We start from the raw sequence: 25,534 nt of genomic DNA on the forward strand, positions 1-25,534 counted from the left end.
CGTCCACGCTCGCGCTGAAAGGCACCATCCGTGACGACAAAGATTGACAAGGCGGGTCCGGTCGACGCCCCGCCGCCGGCAGCGGAGAACATCAAGGCCATCCCGGTGCGGCACTACGGCCGCTGGGTATCCGCGGTCATCGCCATCGCCGTGCTCTTCCTGCTCATCTCCGCGTTCGCCCGCGGCGATGTGAACTGGGACGCCATCCCGGACTACTTCTTCGACGGCGAGGTCCTCAGGGGCGTCCGCAACACCGTCTGGATCACCATCCTCGCGATGGTGCTCGGCGTGGTCCTCGGCATCATCCTGGCGGTGATGCGGCTGTCGAAGAACCCGGTGACCGCCTCCATCGCCTGGGGCTACATCTGGTTCTTCCGCGGCACCCCGGTCTATGTGCAGCTGCTGGTCTGGTTCAACCTCGGCCTGGTGTTCGACTACATCAACATCATGCCGATCTACAAGGACGAGTGGTCGGACTTCATGACCCCGTTCCTGGCCGCCCTGCTGGGCCTGGGCCTGAACGAGGCCGCGTACATGGCCGAGATCTGCCGGGCGGGCCTCCAGTCGGTCGACGAGGGTCAGTCCGAGGCCGCCCAGGCGCTCGGTATGAGCCACGCCAAGACGCTGCGCCGGGTGGTGCTGCCGCAGGCGATGCGGGTGATCGTGCCGCCGACCGGCAATGAGTTCATCAACATGCTCAAGACCACCTCGCTGGTGATCGCGGTGCAGTACTGGGATCTGCTGCAGGCCACCTCCGAGGTCGGCCAGAACTCCGGCGCCACCGCGGAGATGCTCTTCCTGGCGGCCGCGTGGTACCTGATCCTCACCTCGGTCCTGAGCGTGGGCCAGTACTACCTGGAGCGCTACTACGCGCGCGGCTCGAGCCGCAGCCTGCCGGCCACCCCGCTGCAGCGGGTCCGGGCCAATCTGCTCTCCTTCAGCAACCGCTCCGGAGGTGTCGGCGCATGACCGCCATGGTGAAGGCCGAGGGCGTCCACAAGTCCTTCGGCCCGGTACAGGTCCTCAAGGGCATCGACCTCGAGGTCGCCCCGCGCGAGGTGTTCTGCCTGATCGGCCCGTCCGGCTCCGGCAAGTCCACCTTCCTGCGCTGCATCAACCACCTGGAGAAGATCAACTCCGGGCGGCTGTACGTCGACGGCGACCTGGTCGGCTACCGCCAGAAGGGCGACAAGCTCTACGAGCTCAAGGACCGCGAGGTCGCCGAGAAGCGGCGCGACATCGGCATGGTCTTCCAGCGCTTCAACCTCTTCCCGCACATGACCGCGCTGGAGAACGTGATCGAGGCGCCGGTCCAGGTCAAGCGCGAGACCAAGGCGGTCGCGCGGGAGCGCGCGCTGAAGCTGCTGGACCGGGTGGGCCTCGCCGACAAGGCGGCCAACTACCCCTCCCAGCTCTCCGGCGGCCAGCAGCAGCGGGTCGCGATCGCGCGGGCGCTGGCCATGGAGCCGAAGCTGATGCTCTTCGACGAGCCCACCTCGGCGCTCGACCCTGAGCTGGTCGGCGATGTGCTCGATGTGATGCGCGGGCTCGCCGAGGACGGCATGACGATGATCGTCGTCACGCATGAGATGGGCTTCGCCCGCGAGGTCGGGGACTCGGTCGTCTTCATGGACGACGGCGTGGTGGTGGAGTCCGGGCACCCCCGGGAGGTGCTGACCAATCCGCGGCACGAGCGGACGAAGTCGTTCCTCTCCAAGGTGCTGTAGGCGCTGTCACGGCCGCGAGGCAGACGCCGTCACGGCCGTGAGGGCGGTACGGGCACCCGCCCGCACCGCCCTCACGCACGCCGCGCCGGGGTCACTTCAGCCCGAGCACCATCGCGTCCGAGGGCGAGCACCATACGGCCCGCGCCTCCCCGAAGCCGCCCTCGCGCAGCGCCTCGGCATGCCAGGCGACGGACTGCGTCTCCCCGTCCGCATGGTCGCCGTTGGCCGGATTACCGAAGATCGTGAACCGCTCGGCCACCGGCCCGGCCAGCACCTCGTCCCGTGCGGCGGCCTGCCACCACTGGGCCCAGTCCTGCGCGCCCTGAGCCTGGGCCCGGGCCTGGCGCTCCTTCCGGAACGCGTGGTCGGCGGCGTTGAGCCGGGGCGTGGCCGGGTCGGGCATGTGGTCCGCGTTGAGGAACACCCCGCCCTCCCGTACGACGCCCGCGATCTGCCCGTACAGCACCCGCAGCTCGTCCGAGCGCAGCCAGTGGAGCGCCGTGGCGGTCAGCACGGCGTCGTACCCGCGGTGCGGCAGCCGCCCGGTCCACCCGGGGTCGCGCAGATCGGCGGTCACGAACTCGGCGCGCGGCTCGGCCGCGAAGTGGCCGCGGGCGATCGTCAGCAGTGCGGGGTCCAGGTCCACGCCGGTGCTGGTGGCGCCCGGGAACCGGCGCAGCGCCCGGTCCGAGATACTGCCCGTACCGCACGCCAGGTCGAGGATTCTCGGCTCCGGGCCGACGACGGCCTCGACCGCGTCGAGCATCACCCGGAACCGCTCCTCACGATCGGGGAGGTACCACTCCTGCTGCCGGTCCCAGCTCCGCTGCCACGCCTGCCAGTCCGCCACGGCGACGGTGTCCGTCATCGAGCCCCTCCAAGCCTTGCGTCGTACGCCATGCGTCATCGTCTCCGGCGCAGCCGCCCCGTAATACCCTCGTAGGCAGAACGCCTCTTACCCGACTCTAGATGCCCTGTCGTAAGGACCACAAGTGGAACTGGCTTATTACTCGGATCTCGCCGTGCGCCTGGTCAACAGCGAGGAGCCACACCGCGGCACCGACACCCTGACCTCGGTGGAGGCCGTGCGGGCGCTCTTCGGGGAGAGCCGGCAGGCGGCCCGGCGGGCGACGGACGCCGATGTCACCCGGCTGAGGTCGGTCCGGGCCCGGCTGCGCGCCGTCTTCGAGGCGGCGGCGGGCGGCGACGAGGTGCTGGCGGTGGACCTGCTGAACGCGCTGCTCATCGAGTTCCCGGTGAGCCCGCAGATCTCCGGCCATGAGACCCGTGACGACGACGGCCGCCCCGACTGGCATATGCATATCGCGGACTACGCCGCCAACGCGGGCTCCGGATACGCCGCGACCGCCTCGATGGGCCTGGCCTTCCACCTCACCGAACTGGGCGCCGACCGGCTGGGCATCTGTGAGGCGTCACCCTGTCGCAACGCCTATCTCGACACCTCGACCAATCGATCCCGGCGCTACTGCTCCGACCGCTGCGCGACCCGCGCCAACGTGGCCGCCTACCGCGCGCGCAAACGCCTGGACGCCGAGCGGTCGGCCGGCGCCGAGCGCAGCCGGCGCCAGGACCGCGAGCCCACCGGCCGCACCGCGGACACCGCCCAGGAGACCAGCCCGGCCCTGGACCGCTGACCACCGCGCCCGGCACCCGGCCGCGGCCGCAGCCGCAGCCATGCCCGGGCGACCACCAGCTCGTCCGGCACGACGCCGAACTCCCGGCTGTCGTTCTCCACGTACGGGTTGTCGCCCTTGACCCACCAGCCGCCCTCGCGCCGCTCCACCGCGCGCTTGACGATCAGCAGGTCCTGCCGGAACGGATGGCGCACCACCACCACGTCCCCCGGCCGCACGGGCGCCCCGTAGCGGACCACCAACTGGTCGCCGGGGTACAGCGTCGGCTGCATCGACGGGTTGTACACCTCCGCGAGCCCGATCCGCAGCAGTCCGCGCTGGTCGCGGTCGGGCTCCTGCCCGCGATCGCCCAGCTGCTCCCGCATCACGGCACCTCCGGTCCTCAACCCCGCACCATCACGATCCCAGGCATCCCAGACTGTCACCGGACTTTTGACCTAAGCCCCCCGGGGCACCCGAGAAAAGGCTTCCCCCACGGAGTAATCTCGCACCTGAGAAGACGATCACGAATGGAAGGACAGCTCTATGCTCTCCCGCCTGTTCGCCCCGAAGGTTCAGGTCAGCGCGCACTGTGACCTGCCCTGCGGTGTGTACGACCCGGCCCAGGCTCGTATCGAAGCCGAGTCCGTCAAGGCCATCCAGGAGAAGTACCAGGCCAACGAGGACCCGCACTTCCGCGCCCGTGCCACCACCATCAAGGAGGAGCGCGCGGAGCTCGCCAAGCACCACGTCTCGGTGCTGTGGAGTGACTACTTCAAGCCCCCGCACTTCGAGAAGTACCCGGAGCTGCACCAGCTGGTAAACGACACCCTCAAGGCCCTGAGCGCGGCCAAGGGCTCGACCGACCCGGCCACGGGTCAGAAGGCCCTGGACTACATCGCCCAGATCGACAAGATCTTCTGGGAGACCAAGAAGGGCTGACCGCTCTTCCCTTGTACGGCCAGACCGCACCCGAGCCGCCCCGAGTGGCCCGGGTGCGGTCTTCTGTTCGGGGGAACGTCCCTGATGGGCGCGGGGGTTGACCGACCCCGCCCCTCACCCCCGCGGGCTGATCCCCGCCACGGCCAGGCCCAGCAGCCGGTCCGCCTCGGCGGCGGGGTCGGGGTAGTGCTGGGTGGCCAGTGCGATTCCGGCGATCAGGGTGACCAGGTCGACCGCGGTCGTCCCGGGCGCCATCACACCGGCTCGCTCGGCTCGCCGCAGCAGCGGCCCGCCCGCCTCGGCGAGCGTGTTGACGCAGGGGTTCGCATGTTCCGGGTCGAGCTCCCCGTTCCGCAGCAGGGCGGTGGCCAGGCCCTGCACCGAGGCGGAGTAGACGGTGAGCGCGTCCAGCCACTCCAGCAGCGCGGCCCGTACGTCCTCTTGCCTGGCGAGCTCCCGGGCGCGGGCGGCCAGGACCTCGATCCGCTCGCGGAAGACGGCTTCCAGGAGGGCGCCGCGGGTGGGGAAGTGGCGGCGCACGGTGGCCGAGCCGACTCCGGCGGTGCGGGCGATCTGTTCCAGGGAGGCGTCGGCGCCGTGGGCGGCGACCTCCTCCTCGGCCACGGCGAGGATGCGCTCGTAGTTGCGCCGGGCGTCCGCGCGCTGGGCGGGCATGGCGTCACCTCCGGGTTGCTAAATGGCGGGGCCCTCCGTATCATACCGAGGGATAAGTGGCGGGGCCCGCCGTTTTCGTGTTCGCGCAGTCGATACGTCGATACACCCATGCCCGAGGAGCAGCAGCATGCCCATGAACTCCCCGACGCCCGCCCCGTCCGCCCCCGTTCTGGTCACCGGCGCCACCGGACAGCAGGGCGGCGCCACCGCCCGCGCCCTGCTCTCGGCGGGCGTTCCCGTACGGGCCCTGGTCCGCGACCCGGCCACCGAGCGGGCCAGGGCCGTGGCGGCGCTCGGTGCCGAGCTGGTCACCGGCGACCTGCTCGACCTCGACTCGGTGCGGCGGGCCGCCGAGGGGGCGCGCGCCGTCTTCTCGATCCAGATGCCGGATCTGAACGACCTCCAAGGCGACTCCGAGTGGGTCCAGGGGCGCAACCTGATCGACGCCGCGCGGGACGCGGGAGTGGCGCAGTTCGTGCACACCTCCGTCTCGGGGGCGGGGCAGCACCACACCGCGCCCGGCTGGGCGGAGGGCCGCTGGGCGGCGCTGGAGCACTATTACGCGACCAAGACCGGCCTCCAGGACCGGGTCCGCGAGGCGGGCTTCCGCCACTGGACGCTCCTCAAGCCCGCCTTCTTCATGGAGAACTTCCTCTCCCTGCTCCCGAACGGCCCCGAAGGCGGCCTGGCCACCGTCCTCCAGCCCGGCACCGAGCTCGCCCTCATCGCCGTCGCCGACATCGGCACGGCGGCCGCCGCGGCCTTCGCCGACCCCGAGCGGTTCCACGAGGTCGAGCTGGAACTGGCGGGCGAGTGCACGACGATGACCCGGGTCGCCGAGGTCCTCTCCGACGTCGTGGGCACCCGGGTGACCGCCCCGTCGATGACCGCCGACGAGGCGCTCGCCGCCGGGATGCCGGAGTGGGGCGTCGGGCATGTGTGGCTGAACGAGGCCGGCCAGCCCGCCCGCCCCGCGTTCGCGCGCGCCCTCGGCCTTCCGCTCACCGGCTTCGCCGAATGGGCCGGGCGGCATCTGCGGCCCGCGGCCGCCTGACCCGCCTGCCCCCGTCTGTCCCCCTGCCCGCCTGACCCCCTGCCCGCCCGACCCGGAGGCGGGGCCCGATCCGGCCCGGACTGTGGTTGATGCCCGGACCGGAGTGGACGAGTCTGGAAGGGAACCCTGGTGGACGGACCCGGTGCCGTCCCCGGAGGGATGGGCGACCATGATGCGCCACGACAGCGGCCCCGCGCGGGAGCGGGATGGCTTCAACGAAACAGTCGAAACGGATACGGCGAGGGCCACCGTCACCGATGACGGGACGCTGACCAGCTGGAACGACGGTGCTCGTCGGCTGCTCGGCTATCCGCCCCCGCGGGTCGTGGGGCGGCCCGCCGCCGAGCTGCTGGCCGATCCGGCCCGCGCGGCGGGCGCCGGGGCCCGCCGCGCCCGCGACCGGCTCACCCGGTGGCACGGAACGGTGGCGCTGCGCCACCAGGACGGCCACGAGATGCCGGTGCGGCTGCTGGCACACCGCAGAGGGCCGGAGGGCGACTGGCTGCTGGTGGCCGCGGCCCCCCGGGCGGAGCTGCCCCCCGAGTCCTGGAACGACGCGCTGATGCTCTGGGCCTACACGCAGTCGCCCTGTCCGATGGCGATCTACGACGCCGATCTGCGGCTGCGCAAGGTGAACTCCGAGATGGCCCGCGTCATCGGCCTCCCCGAAGCGGAGATCCGCGATCTGCGGCTGTCGGAGATCGGGGGCAAGCTCCAGAGCGAGCGGCTCGAAGGCGTCATGCGGCATGTACTGACCACCGGCGAGCCACGCGAGGTGGAGACCTACCTGCGCACCGGCGGCGAGTCCAAGGAGCACGCCTGGTCGGCCGCGTTCTCCCCGCTGAAGGCGAGGGACGGCCAGGTCTACGCGGTCTGCATGGCGGCGCATGACATCACCGAGCAGTATCTGGCCCGCCAGCGGCTGCTGTTGCTGAGCGCGGCCAGCGAACGGATCGGCAGCACCCTCGACATCGACCACACCGCGCAGGAACTCGCCGACGTCTGCGTACCGCGGCTGGCCGACTACGCCAGCATCGACCTGCTGGACCGGCTGGCCCAGGACGAGGAGCTGCCGTCCGGGCCGCTCACCGGCCCGATCGTGCTGCGCCGCGCCGCCTTGCAGTCGCTCTACGAGGGCTGCCCCGAATCCGTGGTGCCGGTGGGGAAGGTGGACACCTATCCGCAGGTCTCGCCGATAGCCGAATGCCTGGTGGTGCAGCGGCCACTGATCTACGCGGCCGCCGACCCCGTGATCGCCAAGTGGGGTGCGCTGAAGCCCGCCCGGGCCCGTTCGATCCGGCGGTTCGGCATTCACTCGATCATGGCGGTGCCGATCCGGGCGCGGGGGACGACGCTCGGGGTGGCCGTGTTCGCCCGTCACCACACCCCCGAGCCGTTCACCCAGGACGATGTGGTGCTGGCCGAGGAGATCACCACCCGGGCCGCCGTCTGCGTCGACAACGCCCGCCGCTTCACCCGGGAGCGGGACACCGCCCTGGCCCTGCAGCGCAGTCTGCTGCCGCGCACCCTCCCCCAGCCGCCGGCCGTCGAGGTCGCCTCCCGCTATCTGCCCGCGGGCCCGTACGCGGGGGCGGGCGGGGACTGGTTCGACGTCATCCCGCTCTCCGGGGCACGGGTCGCGCTGGTCGTGGGCGATGTGGTCGGCCACGGCATCCAGGCGTCGGCCACCATGGGCCGGCTGCGCACGGCGGTCCGTACCCTCGCCGACGTCGATCTGCCGCCGGACGAACTGCTCACCCACCTGGACGACCTGGTGATCCATCTGGCCGCGGAGACCGGGGCCGAGGAGTCCACCGGGGATGTGGGGGCCACCTGTCTGTACGCGGTCTACGACCCCGTCTCGCACCGCTGCTCACTGGCCGCGGCCGGGCATCCGCCCCCGGCGCTGGCCAGGCCCGACGGCGCCGTGGAGTTCCTTCCGGTGCCGGCCGGACCGCCGCTGGGGGTCGGCGGGCTGCCCTTCGAGTCGATGGACACCGAGCTGCCCGAGAACGCCGTGCTCGCCCTCTACACCAACGGGCTGATGGCCGTATGGAACCGCGATATCGACGAGGGCCGGCTGCTGCTGACCAATGCGCTGGCCCACCCCAGCGACTCCCTGGACGGCACCTGCGACGCCGTTCTGCGCACGCTCCTCCCCGACGGGGGCGCGCTCGACGACGTCGCGCTGCTGCTCGCCCGCACCCGCTCGCTGGGCGAGGCGCACGTGGCCACCTGGGACGTGCCCGCCGACCCGGCGTGGGTGGCCCGCTCCCGCCGGAACGTGACGGAGCGGCTGACCGAATGGGGGCTCGACGAGGCCGTCTTCACCACCGAGCTGGTCGTCAGCGAGCTGGTCACCAACGCCATCCGGCACGCCGTCCCGCCCATCCGGCTGCGGCTGATCCATGACCACTCGCTGATCTGCGAGGTCACCGACTCCTCGAGCACCGCCCCGCATATGCGCCGCGCCCGCACCTTCGACGAGGGCGGCCGCGGGCTGCTGCTGGTCGCGCGGCTCAGCCAGCGCTGGGGGAGCCGGCAGACCGCCGAGGGCAAGACGATCTGGTCGGAGCAGACCCTCCCGGTCGGGCTGCCCGGCGGGCTGCCGGGCCTGGACTGAGCGGCCGGGGGCGGGGCGGGGCCCTCAGCGCTGTACAGGGGGCTGTCGGCCCGCGTCAGAAGCGCCAGCGCGTCTGGCCGTACGCGCCCTTGCGGAAGCCGAACGCCGTGGCCGGGGCGACCCGGAACACCAGGGCCGTATGGCCGTCGTGGTGGAAGGCGCCGTCGCGCACCTGGAAGGTCCACTCCGCGCCGTACTTCGCCACGTACGCCGCGGCGATCCGCCGGAGCGTGGCGTCGTCCCGCACCGGCTCGGCCTCGCCCTCGACCACCAGATCCAGCCCCTCGTGCAGCACACCCGCACCCGTGGTGAGGACGCAGCGCGAGTCGTGCTCGAGGTTCCGGGCCTTCTGTTCCTCGGGGCCGGTGCAGAAGCAGAGCGCGCCGTCGCACCAGACGGCGATGAGCGGGGTGACATGGGGGCGGCCGTCCCGGCGGACGGTGGACAGCCAGTACAGCTCCGCCGCCGCCAGCGCCTCACGCCCCTCCGGCCAGGTGGTGGCGGTGGCCTCCGGGCTGCTGAAGCGGGTGTCCAGCGCGGTCTGCGGATCGTGCTCCGTGATCATCTGCTCGCTCCTCGGGTGGCATGGCCCGCGGTCCGGTGCGGTCCCGTGTGCTTGGACCGCCCGGCGGAGCGAAACTCATCGCTCGTCTCCACCCGCCCCTCGGGAGGGGGCTCACGAGACCTCGGCGGGCCCGGCGAGCCCCAGGACGTCGAGCGCGTCGCGGGCCCGGGGCTCATGGGAGCGCAGCAGCGGGCTCTCGTTGCGGACCAGCCACTGGCGGTACGCGGAGCTGGCCCAGGCGATCTCGAAGTACGCGTCCGCCAGATCGCCGAAGAGGGCGTCGACGTCGAGCGGGGCGCCGGGCGCGGTGCCCGGGTCGTCGGGTCCGGTGGCCTCGGGGCCGGCCGGGAGCGCCGTGTCCGGGTCGGCTCCGGCGGCGCCGGTGCGGGCCGCCGGGACCGCCCGTGAGGCCAGGAACAGCCGGACCGTCAGCGGATCCCCGTGCAGCGGACGGACGGCCACGTCCTGGCGGGACCGCGCGGTGGGCTGGCAGGGGGTGACCACCTCGCCCGAGGCGACCAGGTCGGCGGCGGTCAGATAGTCCCCGTACACCACCCTCGGATTGAGCCCGGCGGCGGCCAGGACCCGGCGCAGCCCGGGCCCCTCGCCGTCCACGCTGGGGTCGACCATCCACTGGTCGGCGGCGAGCTCGGCGAGCCGCACCGCGGGCCGCGCGGCGGCCGGATGGGTTTCGGCCAGCGCCACGAACTGCGGCTCCCGCTCCACGAGCACCCGGCGCTCCACGCCCTCGGGCACCCGCAGCGGCGCACCCTCGACCTCGTGCACGAAGGCGACGTCGAGCTGGTTGTGGGCGACCATCTGCAGCAGCGCGTTGGCGGAGACGTCGATGTGGATGGTGGTGTCCGCGTCGGGATAGCGGTCGCGGAGCCTGCGCAGCCAGCCCACCACGGCCCGGCTGCCGGTGCTGCCGATGCGCAACCGGGCGTCGGCGGCCTGTCCCGCCTCCAGCCGGACCTCGCTGAGCAAGGCGGTCATCTCGGCCACGATCGGCCGGGCGCGGCACAGCACGGACCGCCCCAGCGGGGTCGGCCTGCTGCCGGTGACCTCCCGTGAGAACAGCCGGCCGCCGATGGTGTTCTCGATGCGCCGGAGCTGGGTCGTCAAGGATGGCTGGGTCATGCCCAGTTGGCGCGCCGCCTTCCGTAGGCTGCCGGTGTCGGCGATGGCGCACAGTGCACGGAGGTGCCTCACCTCGAGCTCCACGGCGGGAGCATATCTGCGCCCTTGTCGGTCACACCAGACTCTGAAACCACTCCAACCCATAGCGGAATCGATCAATCGGTGGTCAAACACCGGTCAACGGGACGTCAAACGGCCGTTCCAGCAGAGGGCTTGAGAGCCCGGCGGGGGATATGCCTTCGTACTATCACCAGTTGATATCTCCGCGTACGGCTCGATCTCCTCAAGACTCGGCGTCAGCCAAGAGTTCATCCCACGGCCCCGGCCGCCACCCCACACGGCGACCGGGGCCCGAGGACGATGAGGAGCCCCCCACATGTCACTCCCCAAGCTCGCGCTGTCCGCGACCCTCGGCCTCGGCCTGGCGGCCGCCCTGTCCGCCGTGCCCGCGTCCGCGGCCACGCCCGACCACTCCACGACCCAGCGCAGCGCCGCGGCCGCCGGCTACACGGCGAGCGGCGAGGAGAAGGCCGACACCGACGCCTTCATCAAGGCCGTCATGAAGTCGGCGCTGGCCAAGCAGGCCAAGGCCCCCCGCGGGGCGGCGGCCGTCACCGTGACCTACGACGCCAGCCAGGCCCCGACCTTCCAGGCGCAGATCTCCCGCTCCGCCCAGATCTGGAACTCCTCGGTGAGCAACGTGAAGCTGCAGGCGGGCAGCAACGCGGACTTCAGCTACCGCGAGGGCAACGACCCCCGGGGCTCGTACGCGAGCACCGACGGCCACGGCAGCGGCTATGTCTTCCTGGACTACGCCCAGAACCAGGAGTACGACTCGACGCGGGTCACCGCCCACGAGACCGGCCACGTGCTGGGTCTGCCGGACCACTACGAGGGCCCGTGCAGCGAGCTGATGTCCGGTGGCGGCCCCGGCCCGTCCTGCACCAACTCCCAGCCCGACCAGAACGAGATCAGCCGCGTGAACCAGCTCTGGGCCAATGGCCTGGCCAAGCTCGAGAAGCAGCTGGCCAAGTCCCACTGAGCCCGCTGAGACCGCTGAGACCGCCGAGCCACTGAGACCGCCGAGCCACTGATCCGCTGGATCAGGGCCTGACCGCCCGCACCCGGTTCCCGACGCCGAGTGCGGGCGGTCGGCGTGTACGGGGCCGTCCCCCGCGTGCGCCGGGCCCTGGTGCACGGAAAGCGCAGAGGAAGCGCACGGGAAGCGACGCCGCCTCCGGCCGGAGGTACCGTATAGACACCAGGAGCATTTCGCACAAACCGGCCGGATTCCCTCCAGCTGGGGCCCGGCCCCAGGGAGTGAGCACCATGGAGACCCTGATCACCGTGGTCGTCATCCTCGCGCTGATCGGGGTGGGCGCGCTGCTGATCCACCGGACCAATGTCCAGAACGGCAACCGCATGTCCGCCGAGAGCCACGACGATTCCCCGGCCGGCGGGCGGCCGCACCATCGCCCCTGGAGCCGCCGGCGGCAGGGCCGGGGCCAAGGGGTCACGCCTCCCCAGGACCGCCGCACCTGAATCCGGCCCTCTCTCGGCCCTGTCCCGGCCGTACCTCCGCCGCCGCGTCCCGGCCTCCCGGCCGCACCTCCGCCGCGTCCCGGCCTCGCGGGGCGCCCTACTCCTCCGCGCGCAGCGCCTCGTCCAGCGTGGCCACCGGCTCGAGCACCTCCAGCATCCGCCCGGCCCGCAGGGTGCGGAGGACCAGGGCGTTGTCGCAGACCAGCCGCATCCGCCCGGCCCGCTCCTCTACACGCCGATGGGCCCGGCACAGCAGTCCCAGGCCCGAGCAGTCGAAGAACGCGGCCGGACGTAAGTCCACGATCACCGCGGGCTCGTCCCCGGCCGTGGCCGCGTCCAGCGCCGGTCCGACACTTCCCACCCCGGCGATGTCGATCTCACCGTGGAGCTCCACGACGGTGTACCCGCCGACCCGGTACGTATGGGCGCGGGGAGCGGTGTCGTCGGCGGCGGCGCCGTCCTCGACGGCCGGATCGCCCGCCCCGCCCACGGGCTCCCGTGCGGCGTTCTGGGCACCGCGCTCCAGCGGCACCGGCGCATCACGGGGAGCGCCTTGCTGCGTCATCGCGATATCCCCTCGGAACGGCACACTGCCCCCTCTCACCTTCGTCAGGGTCCCGGAAGCGGGCAGGGTCGGGCATCGGGTGTGAATCCGCCGGGTCCTTGGGCGACGTCTCGCGAGCGTAAAGGGGTGACCCCCGGTTACAGAGGTAGGGACGCAGCATTCCGCGGGTGAATACCGCTCGTTCGAGTGAATTTCGGTTCTTACTATTGACACTTGGTCAGACGCGACTAGGCGAAGGCATCACCGCCGCCTCCGGTCGCCGGACCCGCCACCCCCGCGATCGCCGGAGTCAGATCCTCCAGTACCTCGAACGCGTCGTCCAGCCGGACCATGCGCAGCAGCCGCACAAACCGCGGTTCGTCGATGACGAGCCGCAGCCGCCCGTCCCGCTCCAGCACGCGATTGCGCAATCGGCACAGTAACGACAATCCGGCACAGTCCAGGAACGTGACCGGTCGTAGGTCCAGGACCAGATCCGGACACCGTGCCTGGATAAGGGAATCGAGCCGAGCCACGATCCGCCCCGCGGCGAAGATGTCCAACTCCCCCGCGATCTCGGCGACGGTGACACCGCCGAGCGCATGGACCCGGACGCCGAAGGCGGGCCGATCATCGAACATGCAAGCCTCCTTGACCTGGTGGAGGCGCGCGACACCGGAGCCCGCGGCCACGCCGGTCATCGCCGGGGTCCAGGCCGGCCCTTCAGTAGATGACATACCCATCTACCCGGCTGACCAGTCAACGAACGGTCCGGCACGTGTCGTTGGCCTATTAAGGCCCCTCGGGCGCGAACTGTTACTCACCGGTAAAGCAGAGGTCTCCTCAAGTCCACCGGAAGCCGTGAGCATGCCATCCGGCAATCGCCTCGAAGCGAAGGATGTGACCGATGACAGCAGGACGCGTGCGATCACGGCGGCTCGGCATGACGACGGTGGTCGTGGCCCTCGCCATCGGCGTCGGCGGAACGGCCACCACGGCGACCGCCGCCACGCCCGGCACCACCGGCACCACCACCACGACGGCCGCGGCCGCGCCGTCGAACGCCACCGCCGCCGAGGACGTCGACTACGAGACCTGGCAGCGTGATGTTCGCGCCATCATCGACGAGCAGGCGCGCCCCTACGTCGAGGAGCGCACCGCCAACCCGTCGAGCGAGAAGCAGGCCATCGTCCTGGACATCGACAACACCTCGCTGGAGACGGACTTCGGCTCCACCTTCCCCCAGCCCCCGGTCGAGCCGGTCCTGAAGCTCTCCCAGTACGCGCACGACCGCGGCGTGGCCATCTTCTTCGTCACCGCGCGGCCCGGCATCATCTCCTGGCCGACCGAGTACAACCTGGAGAAGGTCGGCTACCCGGTCGCCGGTCTGTACGTGCGCCACCTGCCGGATCTCTTCCAGGACGTGGCCGACTACAAGACCGCCAAGCGGGCGGAGATCGAGAAGAACGGCTACACGATCATCGCCAACATCGGCAACAGCCCCACCGACATCAGTGGCGGCCACGCCGAGAAGTCCTTCAAGCTCCCGGACTACGACGGCCAGCTTTCCTGAGCCACGGTCAGGTCATCCCCTTCCGCCACCGCCCATCGCCCCCCGCCGGGGACATGCCGAAAACTCCAGATCTTGACGCCCAAGATTGGTGAGTAGGCCGAGCGCACGGCACGTCTGCTCCGCTCAAGACTGGACACACCGCAGACTGTCCGTCGAGATCTCCGCAAACGGCGCGGATACGTCGGCACTGGCGCGAAGGGGATGACCGATGACCGGCTCACACGTACTGGCACTCGGCCACTACCAGCCCGCGAAGGTGCTCGGCAACGACGACCTCGCGGCCATGGTCGACACCAGCGACGAGTGGATCCGCAGCCGGGTCGGCATCCGCACCCGGCATCTCGCCCGCCCCGACGAAACGGTCGACGAGATGGCCGCGGCGGCCGCCGCCAAGGCGCTGGCCCACAGCGGTCTTGCCCCCTCCGACATCGACCTCGTGCTCGTCGCCACCTGCACCGCGATCGACCGCAGCCCCAACATGGCGGCCCGGGTCGCCGCCCGGCTGGGACTCGCCCACCCCGCCACCATGGACCTCAATGTGGTGTGCGCCGGCTTCACCCACGCCCTCGCCACCGCCGACCACACCATCCGGGCCGGGGCGGCCACCGCGGCCCTGGTGATCGGCGCGGACAAGTTCAGCGCGGCCACCGACTGGACCGACCGCTCCACCTGCGTCCTGACCGGCGACGGCGCGGGCGCGGCCGTCGTGGTGGCCGCCGAGCGGCCGGGCGTCGGCCCGGTGGTGTGGGGCTCGGTCCCGGAGATGGGCGGCGCGGTCCGTATCGAGGGCACACCGCCGCGCTTCGCGCAGGAGGGCCAGACCGTCTACCGCTGGGCCACCACCCATCTGCCGCCGATCGCGCGGGAGGTGTGCGAACGGGCCGGGACCTCCCCGGAGGAGCTGGCCGGGGTCGTACTGCACCAGGCCAATCTGCGGATCATCGAGCCGGTCGCCCAGAAGCTGGGCGCGGTCAACGCGGTGATCGCCCGCGATGTGGTGGAGTCCGGCAACACCTCGGCGGCCAGCATTCCGCTCGCCCTCTCCAAGCTCGTCGAGCGCGGCGAGGTGGCCTCCGGCGCCCCGGTGCTGCTCTTCGGCTTCGGCGGCAATCTGTCGTACGCGGGCCAGGTCATCCGCTGCCCCTGACGGCCGCGTCCGCCACGGGCCCTGACGGCGCCCGGACCGACCCCACGCATGACGTCCGATTCGTTCAAGACCGGCCGTCGGCCCGCTGCCTACGCTGCCCGTATGACAGCACGATTCAACGCCATCGGCCTGGTCGTCGCCGACCTGGCCGCCTCCCTCGCCTTCTACCGCCGTCTCGGCCTCGACATCCCCGCCGAGGCCGACGCCCAGCCGCACGCCGAGGCCGCCCTGCCCGGCGGGGCGCGGCTGATGTGGGACCCGGTCGAGACGGTGCGCTCCTTCGACCCGGAGTGGACGCCGCCGAGCGGTTCCCACCGGGTGGCGCTGGCCTTCGCCTGCGATCGCCCGGCCGATGTGGACAAGACCTACCAGGACCTCGTGGGCACGGGCGTACGCGGCAAGAAGGAGCCGTGGGACGCGCCGTGGGGCCAGCGCTACGCGACGGTCCTCGACCCCGACGGCAACGGCGTGGACCTCTTCGCGCCGCTACCCTCCTGACCCCTGGAGCAGACGGCCCAGGGGGACGCCGGTCAGGGTCCTGACCTCGCGGGCGAGATGCGCCTGGTCGGCGTAGCCCGCCGTGGCCGCGACCGCCGCGTAGGGGACGCCGGTGCGCGCCAGGTCCAGGGCCCGGTTCAGCCGCAGCACCCGGCCGAGCGTCTTGGCGCCGTAGCCGAACGCGGCGAGGGAGCGGCGGTGCAGCTGCCGCTCCCCCAGCCCCACGGCGGCGGCGATCCCGGCCACGCCCGTCCCGCGCGAGACCCCGGCGACGATGGCGGCGAGCACCGGATCGGGCGGCTCCGCCGTCCGCAGGCGGCTCAGGGCGACGTCCTCCAGCAGACGGCCCTGAGCCGCCTGCCGCCCGGCCGTCCGCTGGGCCTCGGCCGTCCGCTGAGCGTCGGCGATCCGCTCGGCCAGCCGCCGGACCTCCGCGCCCGGCCAGAGCGCGGCCAACGGCACCAGCTGATCGCGGAGTTCATGCGCCGGTACGCCGAGCACGGCGGGGCCCTGACCTGGGGCGAAGCGCAGGCCCACGGCGCGGGTGCCGGGCGGTCCCGGGGCGAGACGGGCGCGGGTGTCCGGCCCGGCGACCAGCAGCTCGCCGTCGGGCCCCGCCTCGGTCCAGATCAGATCCGTGCAGCCGTCCGGGAGCACCCGCTGCGGCCCGGTGCCGGCCGTACGGGCCCACACCGCGGCGCCGCGACCGATCAGCGCCCCTCGCTCGCGGTACTCGCACGCCGGGTTTTCACGCTCCCGGTCTTCGTGCTCCCGGTCTCCGCGCTCCCGGTGCTCGCTCAAGGGACCTCGCGCAGATACATCGCACCGCAGGAATGACAGAAGGGCCCCGAGTCACCCGTGGCCCACAGATCGGCGGCCTGGGTCTCGGCGTCCGGGTCCAGCTCCCGCCCGCACATCGCGGTCGTTCCGTTGCCGCGGACCATGTGCCAGATCTTGACGGGCGCGCCCGCGACCCGACCGGAGCTGCCCTCCTCGTATTCGGCGCGCATCTCGTGCAGCATGGCGGTACACCTCCTGCTCACCACCACTACTCTCCATGCTCCCGCCGCGCCAGGCCGGGCGCCACCTCCGCCGCCACGCCCGCCGCCGCTAGAAGACGGACCAGCCGGTCAGCGTGGTGAAGTGGTCCAGGGCCGCCACTCCGGCCACCGAGTTGCCCCGGGCATCCAGGCCGGGGCTCCAGACGCACAGCGTGCAGCGGCCGGGGACCACCGCGACGATGCCGCCGCCGACGCCGCTCTTGCCGGGCAGCCCGACGCGGTAGGCGAAGTCGCCCGCCGCGTCGTACGTACCGCAGGTGAGCATGACCGCGTTGACCCGCTTCGCCTCGCTCCGCGACAGCAGCCGCGAGCCGTCCGCGCGCAGCCCGTGACGGGCCAGGAAGCCGCCTGCCAGGGCCAGATCGCGGCAGCTCATCTCGATCGAGCACTGCCAGAAGTAGTGCTCCAGGACGGTCGGCACCGGGTTGTGGAGGTTGCCGTAGCTCGCCATGAAGTGGGCGACGGCGGCATTACGGTCGCCATGGGCGGACTCGGAGATCGCGACCTCCTGGTCGAAGGCGAGGTCCGGATTGCCGCTCTCGGCGCGCAGGAAGTCCAGCATGGTGGTGCTGGCGTCGCCGGTAAGGGTCTGCAGCCGGTCGGTGACGACGAGCGCCCCGGCGTTGATGAACGGGTTGCGCGGGATGCCGTTCTCGTACTCCAGCTGCACCAGGGAGTTGAAGGGGTTGCCCGACGGCTCCCGGCCGACCCGCCGCCACAGCTTCTCGCCGTCGTCGGCGAGGACGAGCGCGAGGCTGAACGCCTTGGAGATGGACTGCACCGAGAACGGCCGCTCCCAGTCGCCGACCCCGGCCACATGGCCGTCGACGTCGGCGAGGGCGATCCCGAAGCGGTCCGCGTCCACCGAGGCGAGCGCCGGGATGTACTGCGCCACCCGGCCCCGGCCGATCTGCGGCTTCACCTGGGCCGCGACCTCCTCCAGCACTGCCTGGTAGTCCATGGTGCGGTGCGTCTCCCGGTGCGTTGTGGAACGGATGGATCGGCTCGCACGATAACGCGCCCCCCACCATCGGTCACCCCATGTGTTTATGTGCGTGCGATGGGTAAGCAACCGGGTGAACGAGGCGGGCCGCGACCGGGGCCCGCCGTACGAGCGGAACGGAGGCGGTCATGGCCTCACCCATGTCCGCGGGGGACTTCCTGGCGGCGCTGACGGCCGAGGGCGTGCGGGTGACGCAGGTCGGCGACTGGCGGGACCACAACAGAAACCACAAGGGCCCGTGGGGCCCGGTGCACGGGGTGATGATCCACCACACCGTCACCTCCGGCACCGAGGAGACGGTGGAGATCTGCCGGGACGGCTTCGAGGGGCTGCCCGGCCCGCTGTGCCACGGCGTGATCGCCAAGGACGGAGGGGTCCATCTGGTCGGCTACGGCCGCGCCAACCACGCCGGTCTCGGCGACGACGACGTCCTGCGGGCGGTGATCGCCGAGCGGGCCCTGCCGCCCGACAACGAGGCGAACACCGACGGCAACCGCGCCTTCTACGGCTTCGAATGCGAGAACCTGGGCGACGGCGAGGACCCCTGGCCCGAGGCCCAGCTCGACGCGATCGCCCGGGCCGCGGCGGCCGTGTGCCGCCACCACGGCTGGACGGAGCGCTCGGTGATCGGCCACCTCGAATGGCAGCCGGGCAAGGTGGATCCACGAGGCTTCACCATGGCCGCGATGCGCGACCGAATCCACGAACGGCTCAAGTAGCCCCTAGCCGCCGGGGTGTCCGTAGGCCAGCCCCCTCCCCGCCACCAGCGGTTCGCCCCCCAGCCCCTCCGCCACTTGAGCAACGGGGCCTGGCCTTCCAGCCCCTCCGCTTCCAGCCCCTCCGGCGTTTGAGGAGCGGGGTCTGGGGCGGAGCCCCAGTTTCGGGAAGGGGCGGGGAGGGGAACAGCCCGCCGCAGGCGCCACGACCCGCCGGACACCCCTCGCACCGGGCACAGGCCCGGGCCCGGGTACAGGCCCGGACCCGGCAGACAGCCGCGGAGCGGCGACAACCCTCAGGCCCCCTCCTCCGTCGCCCCCTCCCGGTAAAGCGCCGCCTCCTCCAGATCCAGCCGCCGCAGCAGCGACCGCAGCATCTCCTCGTCGATCCGCCGGGCGTCCCGCAGATCCACGAAGACCTTCCGCTCGGCCTCGATCATCTCCCGGGCCAGCCTCCGATAGGTGTCGTCCGCCGATTCGCCGGTCACCTCGTTGACCGCCCCGAGCCGCTCCCATACGGCGTTGCGGCGCTGCTCCAGCACCGTGCGCAGCCGGTCGGCGAGCGGCGGCGGCAGGGCGTTGCGCTCGTCGTCGAGCAACTCCCCCAGCCGGCTCTCGGCCGCCAGTGACGCCTGGTTCTGCGCCTGTGCCTCGGCGAGCGTCTCGGCCCGTGGATCGCGGCCCGGCAGCCCCAGCAGCCGGATCAGGGACGGCAGGGTGAGCCCATGGACGACCAGGGTGCCGATGACGGTCGTGAAGGTCAGGAAGAGGATCAGATTGCGGGCCGGGAAGGGTTCCCCGCCGTGAACGGTCTGCGGGATCGAGAAGGCGATGGCCAGCGAGACCACCCCGCGCATCCCGGCCCAGCCGATGACGACCGGCGCGGTCCAGTTGGTGCCGGGCTCGCGTTCGCGGATCCCGGGGAAGAGCATCCGCGGCACGAAGGTCGACGGGAAGACCCAGACGAAACGGGCGGCCACCACCGCCAGGAAGACCACGGCCGCGTACCAGGCGGCCTCGCCCGCGCTGTACTCCCCCAGGCCGCCCACCACGACCCGCAGTTGCAGCCCGATCAGCGCGAACACCGCGGACTCCAGCACGAAGTCGATCATGCGCCAGACCGCGGCCTCCTGGAGCCGGGTCGCGAAGTCGACCTGCCAGGAGTGGTGTCCGAGGTAGAGCCCGACCACCACGACGGCCAGCACACCCGACGCCTCGAACTGCTCGGCGGTGGCGTAGGCCACGAAGGGGATGAGCAGCGAGAGGGTGTTCTGCAGCAGCGGATCCCGCATCCGGATGCGCAGCCAGTGCAGCGGCACCATCAGGATCAGACCGACCACGACGCCGCCCACGGCGGCGAAGGCGAACTCCCGCACCCCCTCGGCCCAGCTGACACCCTCCCCCACCGCCGCGGCCAGCGCCACCCGGTAGGCGGTGATCGCGGTCGCGTCGTTGAACAGGGACTCGCCCTGGAGGAGCGTGGTGAGCCGGGAGGGCAGCCCGATCCGGCGGGCGATGGCGGTGGCGGCCACGGCGTCCGGCGGCGCCACCACCGCGCCCAGCACCAGGGCGGGGGCCAGCGGCAGCCCCGGGATCAGCAGATGGGCGACCACGCCGACCGCGACCGTGGCGAAGAGCACATACCCGACCGAGAGCAGCGCGATCGGCCGCAGATTGGCCCGCAGATCCAGATACGAGCTGTCCAGCGCGGCGCTGTGCAGCAGCGGCGGCAGCACCAGGGGCAGCACGATATGCGGGTCCAGGGTGTAATCGGGCACTCCCGGGACGTACGAGCCGATGAGCCCGACCACGACCAGCAACAGCGGCGCGGGCACCGGGGTCCTGCGGGCCGCGCCGGCGACCACCGCGCTGCCCGCGACCAGCATCAACAACGGCAATACGTCCATCGACCGACCCGTCCCCGCCGGTCGTGCCGACGGTCGTCCATGTGATCCGCCCACGCGGCGCTTTAGTCTGGCAATCATGAGCGAGTGCCTGCATGTTCCCGCACTACCGCGCCCCGAGCCGGAGCCGCGGTCCGACACCTGTCCCGAATGCCTGGCGGTCGGCAGCCACCCCGTCCAGCTGCGGAAATGTCTGGTGTGCGGCCACGTGGGCTGTTGCGACTCCTCGCCGTACCAGCACGCGACCCGGCACTTCGAGGAGACCGGTCATCCGGTGATGCGCAGCTTCGAGGAGGGCGAGAAGTGGCAGTGGTGCTACGTGGATCAGCTCATCGTGTAGGCCCGGCCCCGCGAACGCCCTGGTCGTGGCGTTTTCCGCGCATTGTGGGAGATCGACCTCCGCGTTTGTCGGCCCGGGCCGCTAGCCTTCACCACATGATCCGATCAGCGAAGCCGTCCGACGTTCCGGCGATCCATGCGATGATCCGCGAGCTGGCGGACTACGAGCGGGCTCCGCAGGAGGCGAAGGCCACCGAGGAGCAGCTGCGCGAGGCGCTCTTCGGGGCGCATCCCGCGGTGTTCGCGCTGATCGCCGAGGAGACCGGCGGCGCCGGAGAGCCCGGCGGGCCGGTGGGGTTCGCCCTCTGGTTCCGTAACTTCTCCACCTGGACAGGCACCCATGGCGTGTATCTGGAGGACCTGTACGTCACCCCGCGGGCCCGCGGGGGTGGCCACGGCAAGGCGCTGCTCGCCGAGCTGGCGCGGATCTGTGTGGAGCGGGGCTATGCCCGTTTCGAATGGTCGGTGCTCGACTGGAACGAGCCCGCGATCGGTTTCTACGCCGCGCTCGGCGCGGAGCCGATGGACGAATGGACGGTGCGCAGGCTCTCGGGAGAGCCCCTGCGAGAGCTGGCCGCTCAGGCCATGGGCACCGCCGTGACCAGCGATTCCCTGAGTGAGGCGACATCTCTTTCGAATTGAGACCGCAAACCCTCTAGCCACGCTGCGTACTCATGTGCTTACTATGAGTGATATCGCGGCTCTGTGGGCCGGGGTTCACCCGTGATGGGGGCCGTGCTTCGTCCGGGCGACATCGAACCGCAGATCGCGATAGCGTCGCAGCCAAAGTACATACAGCGCCGGTCCGTCCACCCTCCACCATAAGGGTTCGGGGCCGACGCTCCAATCAGCTCAGCTCAATCAGCTTGTGTCACCTTGGAGGTGAGGGTGTCCCAGATCGCAGGCGAGCCCGGGACCCAGGACTTCGTGGAAGTCCGGCTGCCCGCTGCGGGTGCCTATCTGTCGGTGCTGCGTACGGCGACCGCCGGCCTCGCAGCCCGCTTGGACTTCACCCTCGACGAAATCGAGGATCTGCGTATCGCCGTGGACGAGGCATGCGCGATCCTGCTGCAGCAAGCCGTGTCCGGCAGTGTGCTGAGCTGCGTCTTCCGCTTGATCGACGACGCACTGCAGGTCACCGTCTCGGCTCCCACCACTGACGGCCGCGCCCCCGAGCGCGACACCTTCGCCTGGACGGTGCTCTCCGCACTGGCGGGCAAGGTGGACTCGACCGTGGCCGAGGACCGAACGGTCAGCATCAGCCTGTACAAGGAGCGCGGCGCCGGCCCCGGACAGCCGTGACGGAAAAAGGGGGCTCCGTGAGCACTGCATCATCGCGGGGAGTGGGTACCCCGGCCATCCCGCACCCGCCGGCCCGACCGCATCCCGCGGACTCGGAGGCGGCAGGAGACCGACCAGAGCGGGCGGACCACATGGATCAGCACGAGCAGGTGCATCAGCAGCACGATCCACATGACCGGAGCGGCGCGCGGGCGATGTTCCTCGAGCTGCGCGGGCTGCCGGAAGGCTCCACCGAGCGGGCCGAGCTGCGCAACCACCTCGTGCGTATGCATCTGCCGTTGGTGGAGCACCTGGCCCGGCGCTTCCGCAACCGCGGTGAGCCGCTGGACGACCTCACCCAGGTCGCCACCATCGGGCTCATCAAATCCGTGGACCGGTTCGACCCGGACCGCGGGGTGGAGTTCTCGACCTATGCGACACCCACGGTCGTCGGTGAGATCAAGCGCCACTTCCGTGACAAGGGCTGGGCGGTGCGGGTGCCGCGCCGGCTGCAGGAGCTGCGGCTGTCACTGACCACGGCCACCGCGGAGCTCTCCCAGCGCCATGGCCGCGCTCCGACCGTCCATGAGCTGGCCCAGCATCTGTCCATCTCCGAGGAGGAGGTGCTGGAGGGGCTGGAGTCCGCCAACGCCTACAGCACCCTGTCCCTTGACGTACCGGACACGGACGACGAGTCCCCGGCGGTCGCCGACACCCTCGGCGCGGAGGACGAGGCGCTGGAAGGCGTCGAGTACCGCGAATCGCTCAAACCGCTGCTGGAGGATCTGCCGCCGCGCGAGAAGAAGATCCTGCTGCTGCGCTTCTTCGGCAATATGACGCAGTCGCAGATCGCGCAGGAGGTCGGCATCTCCCAGATGCATGTCTCCCGACTGCTGGCCCGCACGCTCGCGCAGTTGCGCGACAAGTTGCTGGTCGAGGAGTAGCAAGCGCGCGGGGTGCCCCGTGGTTCCTTCCCCTCCCCGCCCCAGGCCCCGGGGTCCAGCCCCTCCGGCGCTTGAGGAGCGGGGTCCGGGGCGGAGCCCCACCTCCCAGCCCCCCCGCGACCCTCCCAGCCCCCCCGCGACCCTCCCAGCCCCTCCGGCGTTTGAGGAGCGGGGTCTGGGGCGGAGCCCCAGTTTCGGGAAGGGGCAGGGAGGGGAACAGCCCGCCGCAGGCGCCCCAATCCGCCGGACACGCCCCAGGTAAGAGCGGCTACGCGTCGCGGGGACCGATGCCAAGCGCCTCGGTCGCCGTCGGATTGATCAGCAGCGCCATAACGGCGAGAGCCGCAACCGCGGTGGCCACCCCAGCGACGATCAACCCGCCGCCGTTCTGCACCAGCGTCCAGGCCACCGGCAGCGCCATCAGCTGTGTGATCATCGCCGGGCCGCGGCTCCAGCGGCGCCGCAGCCACAGCCCGCGGGCCGCCAGCAGCGGCAGCAGGGCCAGCGCGACCACGGTGACCCCGAGCATCTCCGCCTGCTGGGGGCTCTCCGGGTCGCCGGTCAGCCCCATGATCAGTACGTAGACACCGAAGCCCAGCAGCACCACGCCCTCCGCGGCGGCCAGCACCGCGGCGACGGTCAGCCGGTTGGGGCGGGGCCCGACGGGCGCGGCGTCGGCGTCAGCGGCAACGGCGCCGGTCGCCTTGGCGGCCCCGGCCCCGGCTCCGGCCCGGACTCCGGCTCCGGCTCCGGCCTCCGGCCGAGACGCGGCCTTCCGCTCGGTCGCCTTCCGCGCCGTAGCCCTCTGCGCCTTCTTCGCGGTAGCGGACTTCTTACTGCTCACCCCAGCAGCCTAGCCGCCTCCGGGCCGCCGGGACCCTACCCCCCTCGGGCCGGTCGTCCCGGATAGGTAGGCTGGCGCGCATGCGCGCGCTTCTTGTGGTCAATCCGGCAGCAACCACCACCAGTGCTCGCACTCGGGATGTTCTGTTCCACGCACTCGCCAGCGATCTGAAGCTGGACGTGGTGACCACCGAGTACCGGGGCCATGCGCGCGACCTGGCCCGGCGGGCGGTCGACGGCGGCACGCATGAACTGGTCGTGGCCCTCGGCGGCGACGGCACCGTCAACGAGGTCGTCAACGGACTGCTCCACCACGGCCCCGCCCCACGCGAGCTGCCCCGGCTCGCGGTCGTCCCGGGCGGCTCCACCAATGTCTTCGCCCGCGCGCTCGGGCTGCCCAATGACGCCGTCGAGGCGACCGGCGCCCTGCTGGACGCGCTGCGGGACGGCACCGAGCGCACCGTGGGCCTCGGACTCGCGGCCGGCACCCCCGGCACTCCGGACGAGTCGGTCCCGGCCCGCTGGTTCACCTTCTGCGCCGGGCTCGGCTTCGACGCGAGCGTCATCGGCCGGGTCGAGCAGCAGCGCGAGCGCGGCAAGCGGTCCACCCACGCGCTCTATATACGGCAGATGGTGCGGCAGTTCATCGGGGAGCCGCATCGGCGGCAGGGCGCCATCACCATCCGGCGGCCGGGCCAGGACCCGATCGAGGGGCTGGCGCTGTCGATAGTCTGCAACACCTCCCCGTGGACGTTCCTGGGCAACCGCCCGGTCTACGCGTCCCCCCAGGCGTCCTTCGACACCGCCCTCGACGTGCTGGGACTCACCAAACTGTCGACGTCGGCGGTGACCCGCTACGCGACCCAGCTGCTGATGTCGACGCCCGAGCGCGGCCCGCGCGGCAAGCATGTGGTGGGGCTCCACGACGTGGAGGACTTCACCTTGCAATCCCAGGCGCCACTGCCGTTCCAGATGGACGGTGACCATCTGGGACTGCGTACGAGCGTGACGTTCACAGGCGTACGCCGGGCACTGCGTGTGATTGTGTGAGTGAGAGCGCAAAAAGTCCTTCCACTCGAACGTTTAGGCTGGCCTCCACCCACCGGAAGTACGGCTGTGACCGAGTCGACACCAAGGAATCAAAAAAAACTTTCCGGAAGGGGTTGTATCCGCCGCCGAGGTTTGCGAGTCTCTTCTTGGCGATCGGGACGGCCTCCAGAAGGCCCCCTTGAGAGCCCGAACCCCCACCTCATTCCACGGGACTGCACCAGCCCCAACTGGTCGGCGTCCCTACCCTTGCGGGGGGATTCGTGAAAGCGTTCACATTCACAAGCAACGAGCCCGCAATACGAGGAGATGGAGCAGCCATGGACTGGCGTCACAACGCCGTTTGCCGCGAGGAAGACCCCGAGCTGTTCTTCCCCATCGGCAACACCGGTCCTGCGCTGCTGCAGATCGAGGAAGCCAAGGCCGTCTGCCGCCGCTGCCCCGTCATGGAGCAGTGCCTGCAGTGGGCGCTTGAGTCCGGCCAGGACTCCGGCGTCTGGGGTGGAATGAGCGAAGACGAGCGCCGCGCGATGAAGCGCCGTGCCGCTCGCAACCGGGCACGCAACGCCAGCGCCTGAAGCCCGCACCCCGTGGCCCCCGAGCCGCAGCGCGTAGTACCCCCGATGCGCACAGCACATTGAGCTTTGAGCCCCGGACCAGATGGGTCCGGGGCTCAGTGCTTTCCGGGACTCAGTGCTTTCCGGGGTACGGGGCGGTGCCCGTCCGGCAGTT

Annotated in this window: 29 protein-coding genes and 1 pseudogene; 18 read left to right on the forward strand and 12 right to left on the reverse strand. The window is 71.4% G+C overall.

The window, feature by feature from the left end; genetic code table 11:
• Nucleotides 1-30 precede the first annotated feature (30 nt).
• On the forward strand, nucleotides 31-969 hold the full coding sequence (locus J8403_RS15440) for an amino acid ABC transporter permease (RefSeq protein WP_211123692.1): 939 nt from the start codon (nucleotides 31-33) through the stop codon (nucleotides 967-969).
• Nucleotides 970-974: 5 nt separating this feature from the next.
• Entirely contained in the window at nucleotides 975-1,727 is a 753-nt protein-coding gene (locus J8403_RS15445; protein ID WP_059147812.1) for an amino acid ABC transporter ATP-binding protein, read from the forward strand.
• Nucleotides 1,728-1,818: 91 nt separating this feature from the next.
• Here J8403_RS15445 and J8403_RS15450 read toward each other — a convergent pair whose 3' ends face one another.
• Complete coding sequence (locus J8403_RS15450) at nucleotides 1,819-2,595, reverse strand: class I SAM-dependent methyltransferase (RefSeq protein ID WP_211123693.1); 777 nt, start codon at nucleotides 2,593-2,595, stop codon at nucleotides 1,819-1,821.
• A 154-nt stretch (nucleotides 2,596-2,749) separates the two neighbouring features.
• Between J8403_RS15450 and J8403_RS15455 the strand changes: the two are divergent.
• Nucleotides 2,750-3,208: pseudogene (locus tag J8403_RS15455) on the forward strand (CGNR zinc finger domain-containing protein); the annotation flags it as partial.
• Nucleotides 3,209-3,252: 44 nt separating this feature from the next.
• Here J8403_RS15455 and sodX read toward each other — a convergent pair.
• On the reverse strand, nucleotides 3,253-3,747 hold the full coding sequence (sodX, locus tag J8403_RS43650) for a nickel-type superoxide dismutase maturation protease (RefSeq protein ID WP_237510660.1): 495 nt from the start codon (nucleotides 3,745-3,747) through the stop codon (nucleotides 3,253-3,255).
• Between the two features lie 160 nt (nucleotides 3,748-3,907).
• On the opposite strand from sodX, the gene sodN reads away from it, so the two are divergent.
• Nucleotides 3,908-4,303: a superoxide dismutase, Ni gene (gene sodN, locus J8403_RS15460; protein WP_037965025.1), complete on the forward strand. Its 396-nt coding sequence runs from the start codon at nucleotides 3,908-3,910 to the stop codon at nucleotides 4,301-4,303.
• A 114-nt stretch (nucleotides 4,304-4,417) separates the two neighbouring features.
• On the opposite strand, the gene J8403_RS15465 is transcribed toward sodN, so the two are convergent.
• Nucleotides 4,418-4,978, reverse strand: a complete 561-nt coding sequence (locus J8403_RS15465) for a TetR/AcrR family transcriptional regulator (protein WP_211123695.1) — start codon at nucleotides 4,976-4,978, stop codon at nucleotides 4,418-4,420.
• Between the two features lie 127 nt (nucleotides 4,979-5,105).
• On the opposite strand from J8403_RS15465, the gene J8403_RS15470 reads away from it, so the two are divergent.
• Entirely contained in the window at nucleotides 5,106-6,032 is a 927-nt protein-coding gene (locus J8403_RS15470) for an NmrA family NAD(P)-binding protein (protein WP_211123696.1), read from the forward strand.
• A 169-nt stretch (nucleotides 6,033-6,201) separates the two neighbouring features.
• Nucleotides 6,202-8,655, forward strand: coding sequence for a SpoIIE family protein phosphatase (locus tag J8403_RS15475; protein WP_211123697.1), 2,454 nt, complete (start codon nucleotides 6,202-6,204; stop codon nucleotides 8,653-8,655).
• Between the two features lie 55 nt (nucleotides 8,656-8,710).
• Here J8403_RS15475 and J8403_RS15480 read toward each other — a convergent pair whose 3' ends face one another.
• Together J8403_RS15480 and J8403_RS15485 are read right to left on the reverse strand one after the other, a co-directional pair.
• Nucleotides 8,711-9,220 (reverse strand): pyridoxamine 5'-phosphate oxidase family protein, encoded by a 510-nt coding sequence (locus J8403_RS15480; protein ID WP_211123698.1) that lies wholly within the window; start codon nucleotides 9,218-9,220, stop codon nucleotides 8,711-8,713.
• A gap of 111 nt (nucleotides 9,221-9,331) precedes the next feature.
• Nucleotides 9,332-10,432, reverse strand: a complete 1,101-nt coding sequence (locus tag J8403_RS15485) for a LysR family transcriptional regulator (protein ID WP_211128263.1) — start codon at nucleotides 10,430-10,432, stop codon at nucleotides 9,332-9,334.
• Nucleotides 10,433-10,736: 304 nt separating this feature from the next.
• Between J8403_RS15485 and snpA the strand changes: the two genes are divergently transcribed.
• Nucleotides 10,737-11,402, forward strand: coding sequence for a snapalysin (gene snpA, locus J8403_RS15490; RefSeq protein ID WP_211123699.1), 666 nt, complete (start codon nucleotides 10,737-10,739; stop codon nucleotides 11,400-11,402).
• 287 nt (nucleotides 11,403-11,689) lie between these two features.
• Entirely contained in the window at nucleotides 11,690-11,902 is a 213-nt protein-coding gene (locus tag J8403_RS15495; RefSeq protein WP_211123700.1) for a hypothetical protein, read from the forward strand.
• Between the two features lie 97 nt (nucleotides 11,903-11,999).
• Here J8403_RS15495 and J8403_RS15500 read toward each other — a convergent pair whose 3' ends face one another.
• Both J8403_RS15500 and J8403_RS15505 read right to left on the reverse strand, forming a co-directional pair.
• Entirely contained in the window at nucleotides 12,000-12,467 is a 468-nt protein-coding gene (locus J8403_RS15500; protein WP_211123701.1) for an STAS domain-containing protein, read from the reverse strand.
• 227 nt (nucleotides 12,468-12,694) lie between these two features.
• On the reverse strand, nucleotides 12,695-13,087 hold the full coding sequence (locus tag J8403_RS15505; protein ID WP_211123702.1) for an STAS domain-containing protein: 393 nt from the start codon (nucleotides 13,085-13,087) through the stop codon (nucleotides 12,695-12,697).
• Nucleotides 13,088-13,353: 266 nt separating this feature from the next.
• On the opposite strand from J8403_RS15505, the gene J8403_RS15510 reads away from it, so the two are divergent.
• From J8403_RS15510 to J8403_RS15520, 3 genes are all read left to right on the forward strand, one after another.
• Nucleotides 13,354-14,019: an HAD family acid phosphatase gene (locus J8403_RS15510; RefSeq protein WP_211123703.1), complete on the forward strand. Its 666-nt coding sequence runs from the start codon at nucleotides 13,354-13,356 to the stop codon at nucleotides 14,017-14,019.
• A gap of 208 nt (nucleotides 14,020-14,227) precedes the next feature.
• Nucleotides 14,228-15,166, forward strand: coding sequence for a beta-ketoacyl-ACP synthase III (locus tag J8403_RS15515; RefSeq protein WP_211123704.1), 939 nt, complete (start codon nucleotides 14,228-14,230; stop codon nucleotides 15,164-15,166).
• Nucleotides 15,167-15,268: 102 nt separating this feature from the next.
• The gene (locus J8403_RS15520; RefSeq protein ID WP_211123705.1) at nucleotides 15,269-15,664 is read left to right on the forward strand and encodes a VOC family protein; all 396 of its coding nucleotides are present in this window, start codon (nucleotides 15,269-15,271) and stop codon (nucleotides 15,662-15,664) included.
• On the opposite strand, the gene J8403_RS15525 is transcribed toward J8403_RS15520, so the two are convergent.
• The 3 genes from J8403_RS15525 to J8403_RS15535 all read right to left on the reverse strand — a co-directional run bounded on the left by J8403_RS15525 (nucleotide 15,653) and on the right by J8403_RS15535 (nucleotide 17,686).
• Complete coding sequence (locus J8403_RS15525) at nucleotides 15,653-16,465, reverse strand: helix-turn-helix domain-containing protein (RefSeq protein ID WP_425519794.1); 813 nt, start codon at nucleotides 16,463-16,465, stop codon at nucleotides 15,653-15,655. The genes J8403_RS15520 and J8403_RS15525 overlap by 12 nt on opposite strands.
• Nucleotides 16,462-16,686 carry a hypothetical protein gene (locus tag J8403_RS15530; RefSeq protein ID WP_211123706.1) on the reverse strand — a complete coding sequence of 75 codons (225 nt, stop codon included), beginning with the start codon at nucleotides 16,684-16,686 and terminating at the stop codon, nucleotides 16,462-16,464. The genes J8403_RS15525 and J8403_RS15530 overlap by 4 nt, the downstream gene beginning before the upstream one ends.
• Nucleotides 16,687-16,774: 88 nt before the next feature.
• Nucleotides 16,775-17,686 (reverse strand): glutaminase, encoded by a 912-nt coding sequence (locus J8403_RS15535; RefSeq protein WP_211123707.1) that lies wholly within the window; start codon nucleotides 17,684-17,686, stop codon nucleotides 16,775-16,777.
• Between the two features lie 170 nt (nucleotides 17,687-17,856).
• On the opposite strand from J8403_RS15535, the gene J8403_RS15540 reads away from it, so the two are divergent.
• Nucleotides 17,857-18,447: a peptidoglycan recognition protein family protein gene (locus J8403_RS15540; protein ID WP_211123708.1), complete on the forward strand. Its 591-nt coding sequence runs from the start codon at nucleotides 17,857-17,859 to the stop codon at nucleotides 18,445-18,447.
• 293 nt (nucleotides 18,448-18,740) lie between these two features.
• On the opposite strand, the gene J8403_RS15545 is transcribed toward J8403_RS15540, so the two are convergent.
• A complete protein-coding gene (locus J8403_RS15545) occupies nucleotides 18,741-20,351 on the reverse strand; it encodes a Na+/H+ antiporter (RefSeq protein ID WP_211123709.1) in 1,611 nt (536 codons plus the stop codon).
• A 76-nt stretch (nucleotides 20,352-20,427) separates the two neighbouring features.
• On the opposite strand from J8403_RS15545, the gene J8403_RS15550 reads away from it, so the two are divergent.
• The 4 genes from J8403_RS15550 (at nucleotide 20,428) to J8403_RS15565 (ending at nucleotide 22,912) form a co-directional block, all read left to right on the forward strand.
• Nucleotides 20,428-20,688 carry a UBP-type zinc finger domain-containing protein gene (locus tag J8403_RS15550; RefSeq protein ID WP_211123710.1) on the forward strand — a complete coding sequence of 87 codons (261 nt, stop codon included), beginning with the start codon at nucleotides 20,428-20,430 and terminating at the stop codon, nucleotides 20,686-20,688.
• A 95-nt stretch (nucleotides 20,689-20,783) separates the two neighbouring features.
• Nucleotides 20,784-21,329: a GNAT family N-acetyltransferase gene (locus J8403_RS15555; protein ID WP_211123711.1), complete on the forward strand. Its 546-nt coding sequence runs from the start codon at nucleotides 20,784-20,786 to the stop codon at nucleotides 21,327-21,329.
• A gap of 246 nt (nucleotides 21,330-21,575) precedes the next feature.
• Nucleotides 21,576-21,989: an ATP-binding protein gene (locus J8403_RS15560; protein WP_014054819.1), complete on the forward strand. Its 414-nt coding sequence runs from the start codon at nucleotides 21,576-21,578 to the stop codon at nucleotides 21,987-21,989.
• A 17-nt stretch (nucleotides 21,990-22,006) separates the two neighbouring features.
• Entirely contained in the window at nucleotides 22,007-22,912 is a 906-nt protein-coding gene (locus J8403_RS15565; protein WP_374212103.1) for an RNA polymerase sigma factor SigF, read from the forward strand.
• Between the two features lie 268 nt (nucleotides 22,913-23,180).
• Here J8403_RS15565 and J8403_RS15570 read toward each other — a convergent pair whose 3' ends face one another.
• Nucleotides 23,181-23,756 carry a hypothetical protein gene (locus J8403_RS15570; RefSeq protein WP_211123712.1) on the reverse strand — a complete coding sequence of 192 codons (576 nt, stop codon included), beginning with the start codon at nucleotides 23,754-23,756 and terminating at the stop codon, nucleotides 23,181-23,183.
• A gap of 80 nt (nucleotides 23,757-23,836) precedes the next feature.
• Here J8403_RS15570 and J8403_RS15575 point away from each other — a divergent pair, with 80 nt between their 5' ends.
• Both J8403_RS15575 and J8403_RS15580 read left to right on the forward strand, forming a co-directional pair.
• A complete protein-coding gene (locus J8403_RS15575) occupies nucleotides 23,837-24,805 on the forward strand; it encodes a diacylglycerol/lipid kinase family protein (protein WP_078643522.1) in 969 nt (322 codons plus the stop codon).
• 317 nt (nucleotides 24,806-25,122) lie between these two features.
• Nucleotides 25,123-25,380 carry a WhiB family transcriptional regulator gene (locus J8403_RS15580; protein ID WP_014054815.1) on the forward strand — a complete coding sequence of 86 codons (258 nt, stop codon included), beginning with the start codon at nucleotides 25,123-25,125 and terminating at the stop codon, nucleotides 25,378-25,380.
• Nucleotides 25,381-25,534: the final 154 nt, after the last annotated feature.

Source organism: Streptomyces yatensis (assembly GCF_018069625.1).
Taxonomy (GTDB): Bacteria; Actinomycetota; Actinomycetes; order Streptomycetales; family Streptomycetaceae; genus Streptomyces; species Streptomyces yatensis.

Excerpts from the sequence above, each read along its gene's own strand:
- J8403_RS15495 (WP_211123700.1), top strand. The coding sequence starts at position 11,690 with ATGGAGACCCTGATCACCGTGGTCGTCATCCTCGCGCTGATCGGGGTG.
- sodN (WP_037965025.1), top strand. The coding sequence starts at position 3,908 with ATGCTCTCCCGCCTGTTCGCCCCGAAGGTTCAGGTCAGCGCGCACTGT.
- J8403_RS15445 (WP_059147812.1), top strand. The coding sequence starts at position 975 with ATGGTGAAGGCCGAGGGCGTCCACAAGTCCTTCGGCCCGGTACAGGTC.
- J8403_RS15535 (WP_211123707.1), bottom strand. The coding sequence starts at position 17,686 with ATGGACTACCAGGCAGTGCTGGAGGAGGTCGCGGCCCAGGTGAAGCCG.
- J8403_RS15580 (WP_014054815.1), top strand. The coding sequence starts at position 25,123 with ATGGACTGGCGTCACAACGCCGTTTGCCGCGAGGAAGACCCCGAGCTG.
- J8403_RS15520 (WP_211123705.1), top strand. The coding sequence starts at position 15,269 with ATGACAGCACGATTCAACGCCATCGGCCTGGTCGTCGCCGACCTGGCC.
- J8403_RS15475 (WP_211123697.1), top strand. The coding sequence starts at position 6,202 with ATGATGCGCCACGACAGCGGCCCCGCGCGGGAGCGGGATGGCTTCAAC.
- J8403_RS15480 (WP_211123698.1), bottom strand. The coding sequence starts at position 9,220 with ATGATCACGGAGCACGATCCGCAGACCGCGCTGGACACCCGCTTCAGC.
- J8403_RS15500 (WP_211123701.1), bottom strand. The coding sequence starts at position 12,467 with ATGACGCAGCAAGGCGCTCCCCGTGATGCGCCGGTGCCGCTGGAGCGC.
- J8403_RS15545 (WP_211123709.1), bottom strand. The coding sequence starts at position 20,351 with ATGGACGTATTGCCGTTGTTGATGCTGGTCGCGGGCAGCGCGGTGGTC.
- J8403_RS15505 (WP_211123702.1), bottom strand. The coding sequence starts at position 13,087 with ATGTTCGATGATCGGCCCGCCTTCGGCGTCCGGGTCCATGCGCTCGGC.
- J8403_RS15515 (WP_211123704.1), top strand. The coding sequence starts at position 14,228 with ATGACCGGCTCACACGTACTGGCACTCGGCCACTACCAGCCCGCGAAG.
- J8403_RS15450 (WP_211123693.1), bottom strand. The coding sequence starts at position 2,595 with ATGACGGACACCGTCGCCGTGGCGGACTGGCAGGCGTGGCAGCGGAGC.
- J8403_RS15465 (WP_211123695.1), bottom strand. The coding sequence starts at position 4,978 with ATGCCCGCCCAGCGCGCGGACGCCCGGCGCAACTACGAGCGCATCCTC.
- J8403_RS15550 (WP_211123710.1), top strand. The coding sequence starts at position 20,428 with ATGAGCGAGTGCCTGCATGTTCCCGCACTACCGCGCCCCGAGCCGGAG.
- J8403_RS15555 (WP_211123711.1), top strand. The coding sequence starts at position 20,784 with ATGATCCGATCAGCGAAGCCGTCCGACGTTCCGGCGATCCATGCGATG.
- J8403_RS15530 (WP_211123706.1), bottom strand. The coding sequence starts at position 16,686 with ATGCTGCACGAGATGCGCGCCGAATACGAGGAGGGCAGCTCCGGTCGG.
- J8403_RS15540 (WP_211123708.1), top strand. The coding sequence starts at position 17,857 with ATGGCCTCACCCATGTCCGCGGGGGACTTCCTGGCGGCGCTGACGGCC.
- J8403_RS15470 (WP_211123696.1), top strand. The coding sequence starts at position 5,106 with ATGCCCATGAACTCCCCGACGCCCGCCCCGTCCGCCCCCGTTCTGGTC.
- snpA (WP_211123699.1), top strand. The coding sequence starts at position 10,737 with ATGTCACTCCCCAAGCTCGCGCTGTCCGCGACCCTCGGCCTCGGCCTG.
- J8403_RS15575 (WP_078643522.1), top strand. The coding sequence starts at position 23,837 with ATGCGCGCGCTTCTTGTGGTCAATCCGGCAGCAACCACCACCAGTGCT.
- sodX (WP_237510660.1), bottom strand. The coding sequence starts at position 3,747 with ATGCGGGAGCAGCTGGGCGATCGCGGGCAGGAGCCCGACCGCGACCAG.
- J8403_RS15510 (WP_211123703.1), top strand. The coding sequence starts at position 13,354 with ATGACAGCAGGACGCGTGCGATCACGGCGGCTCGGCATGACGACGGTG.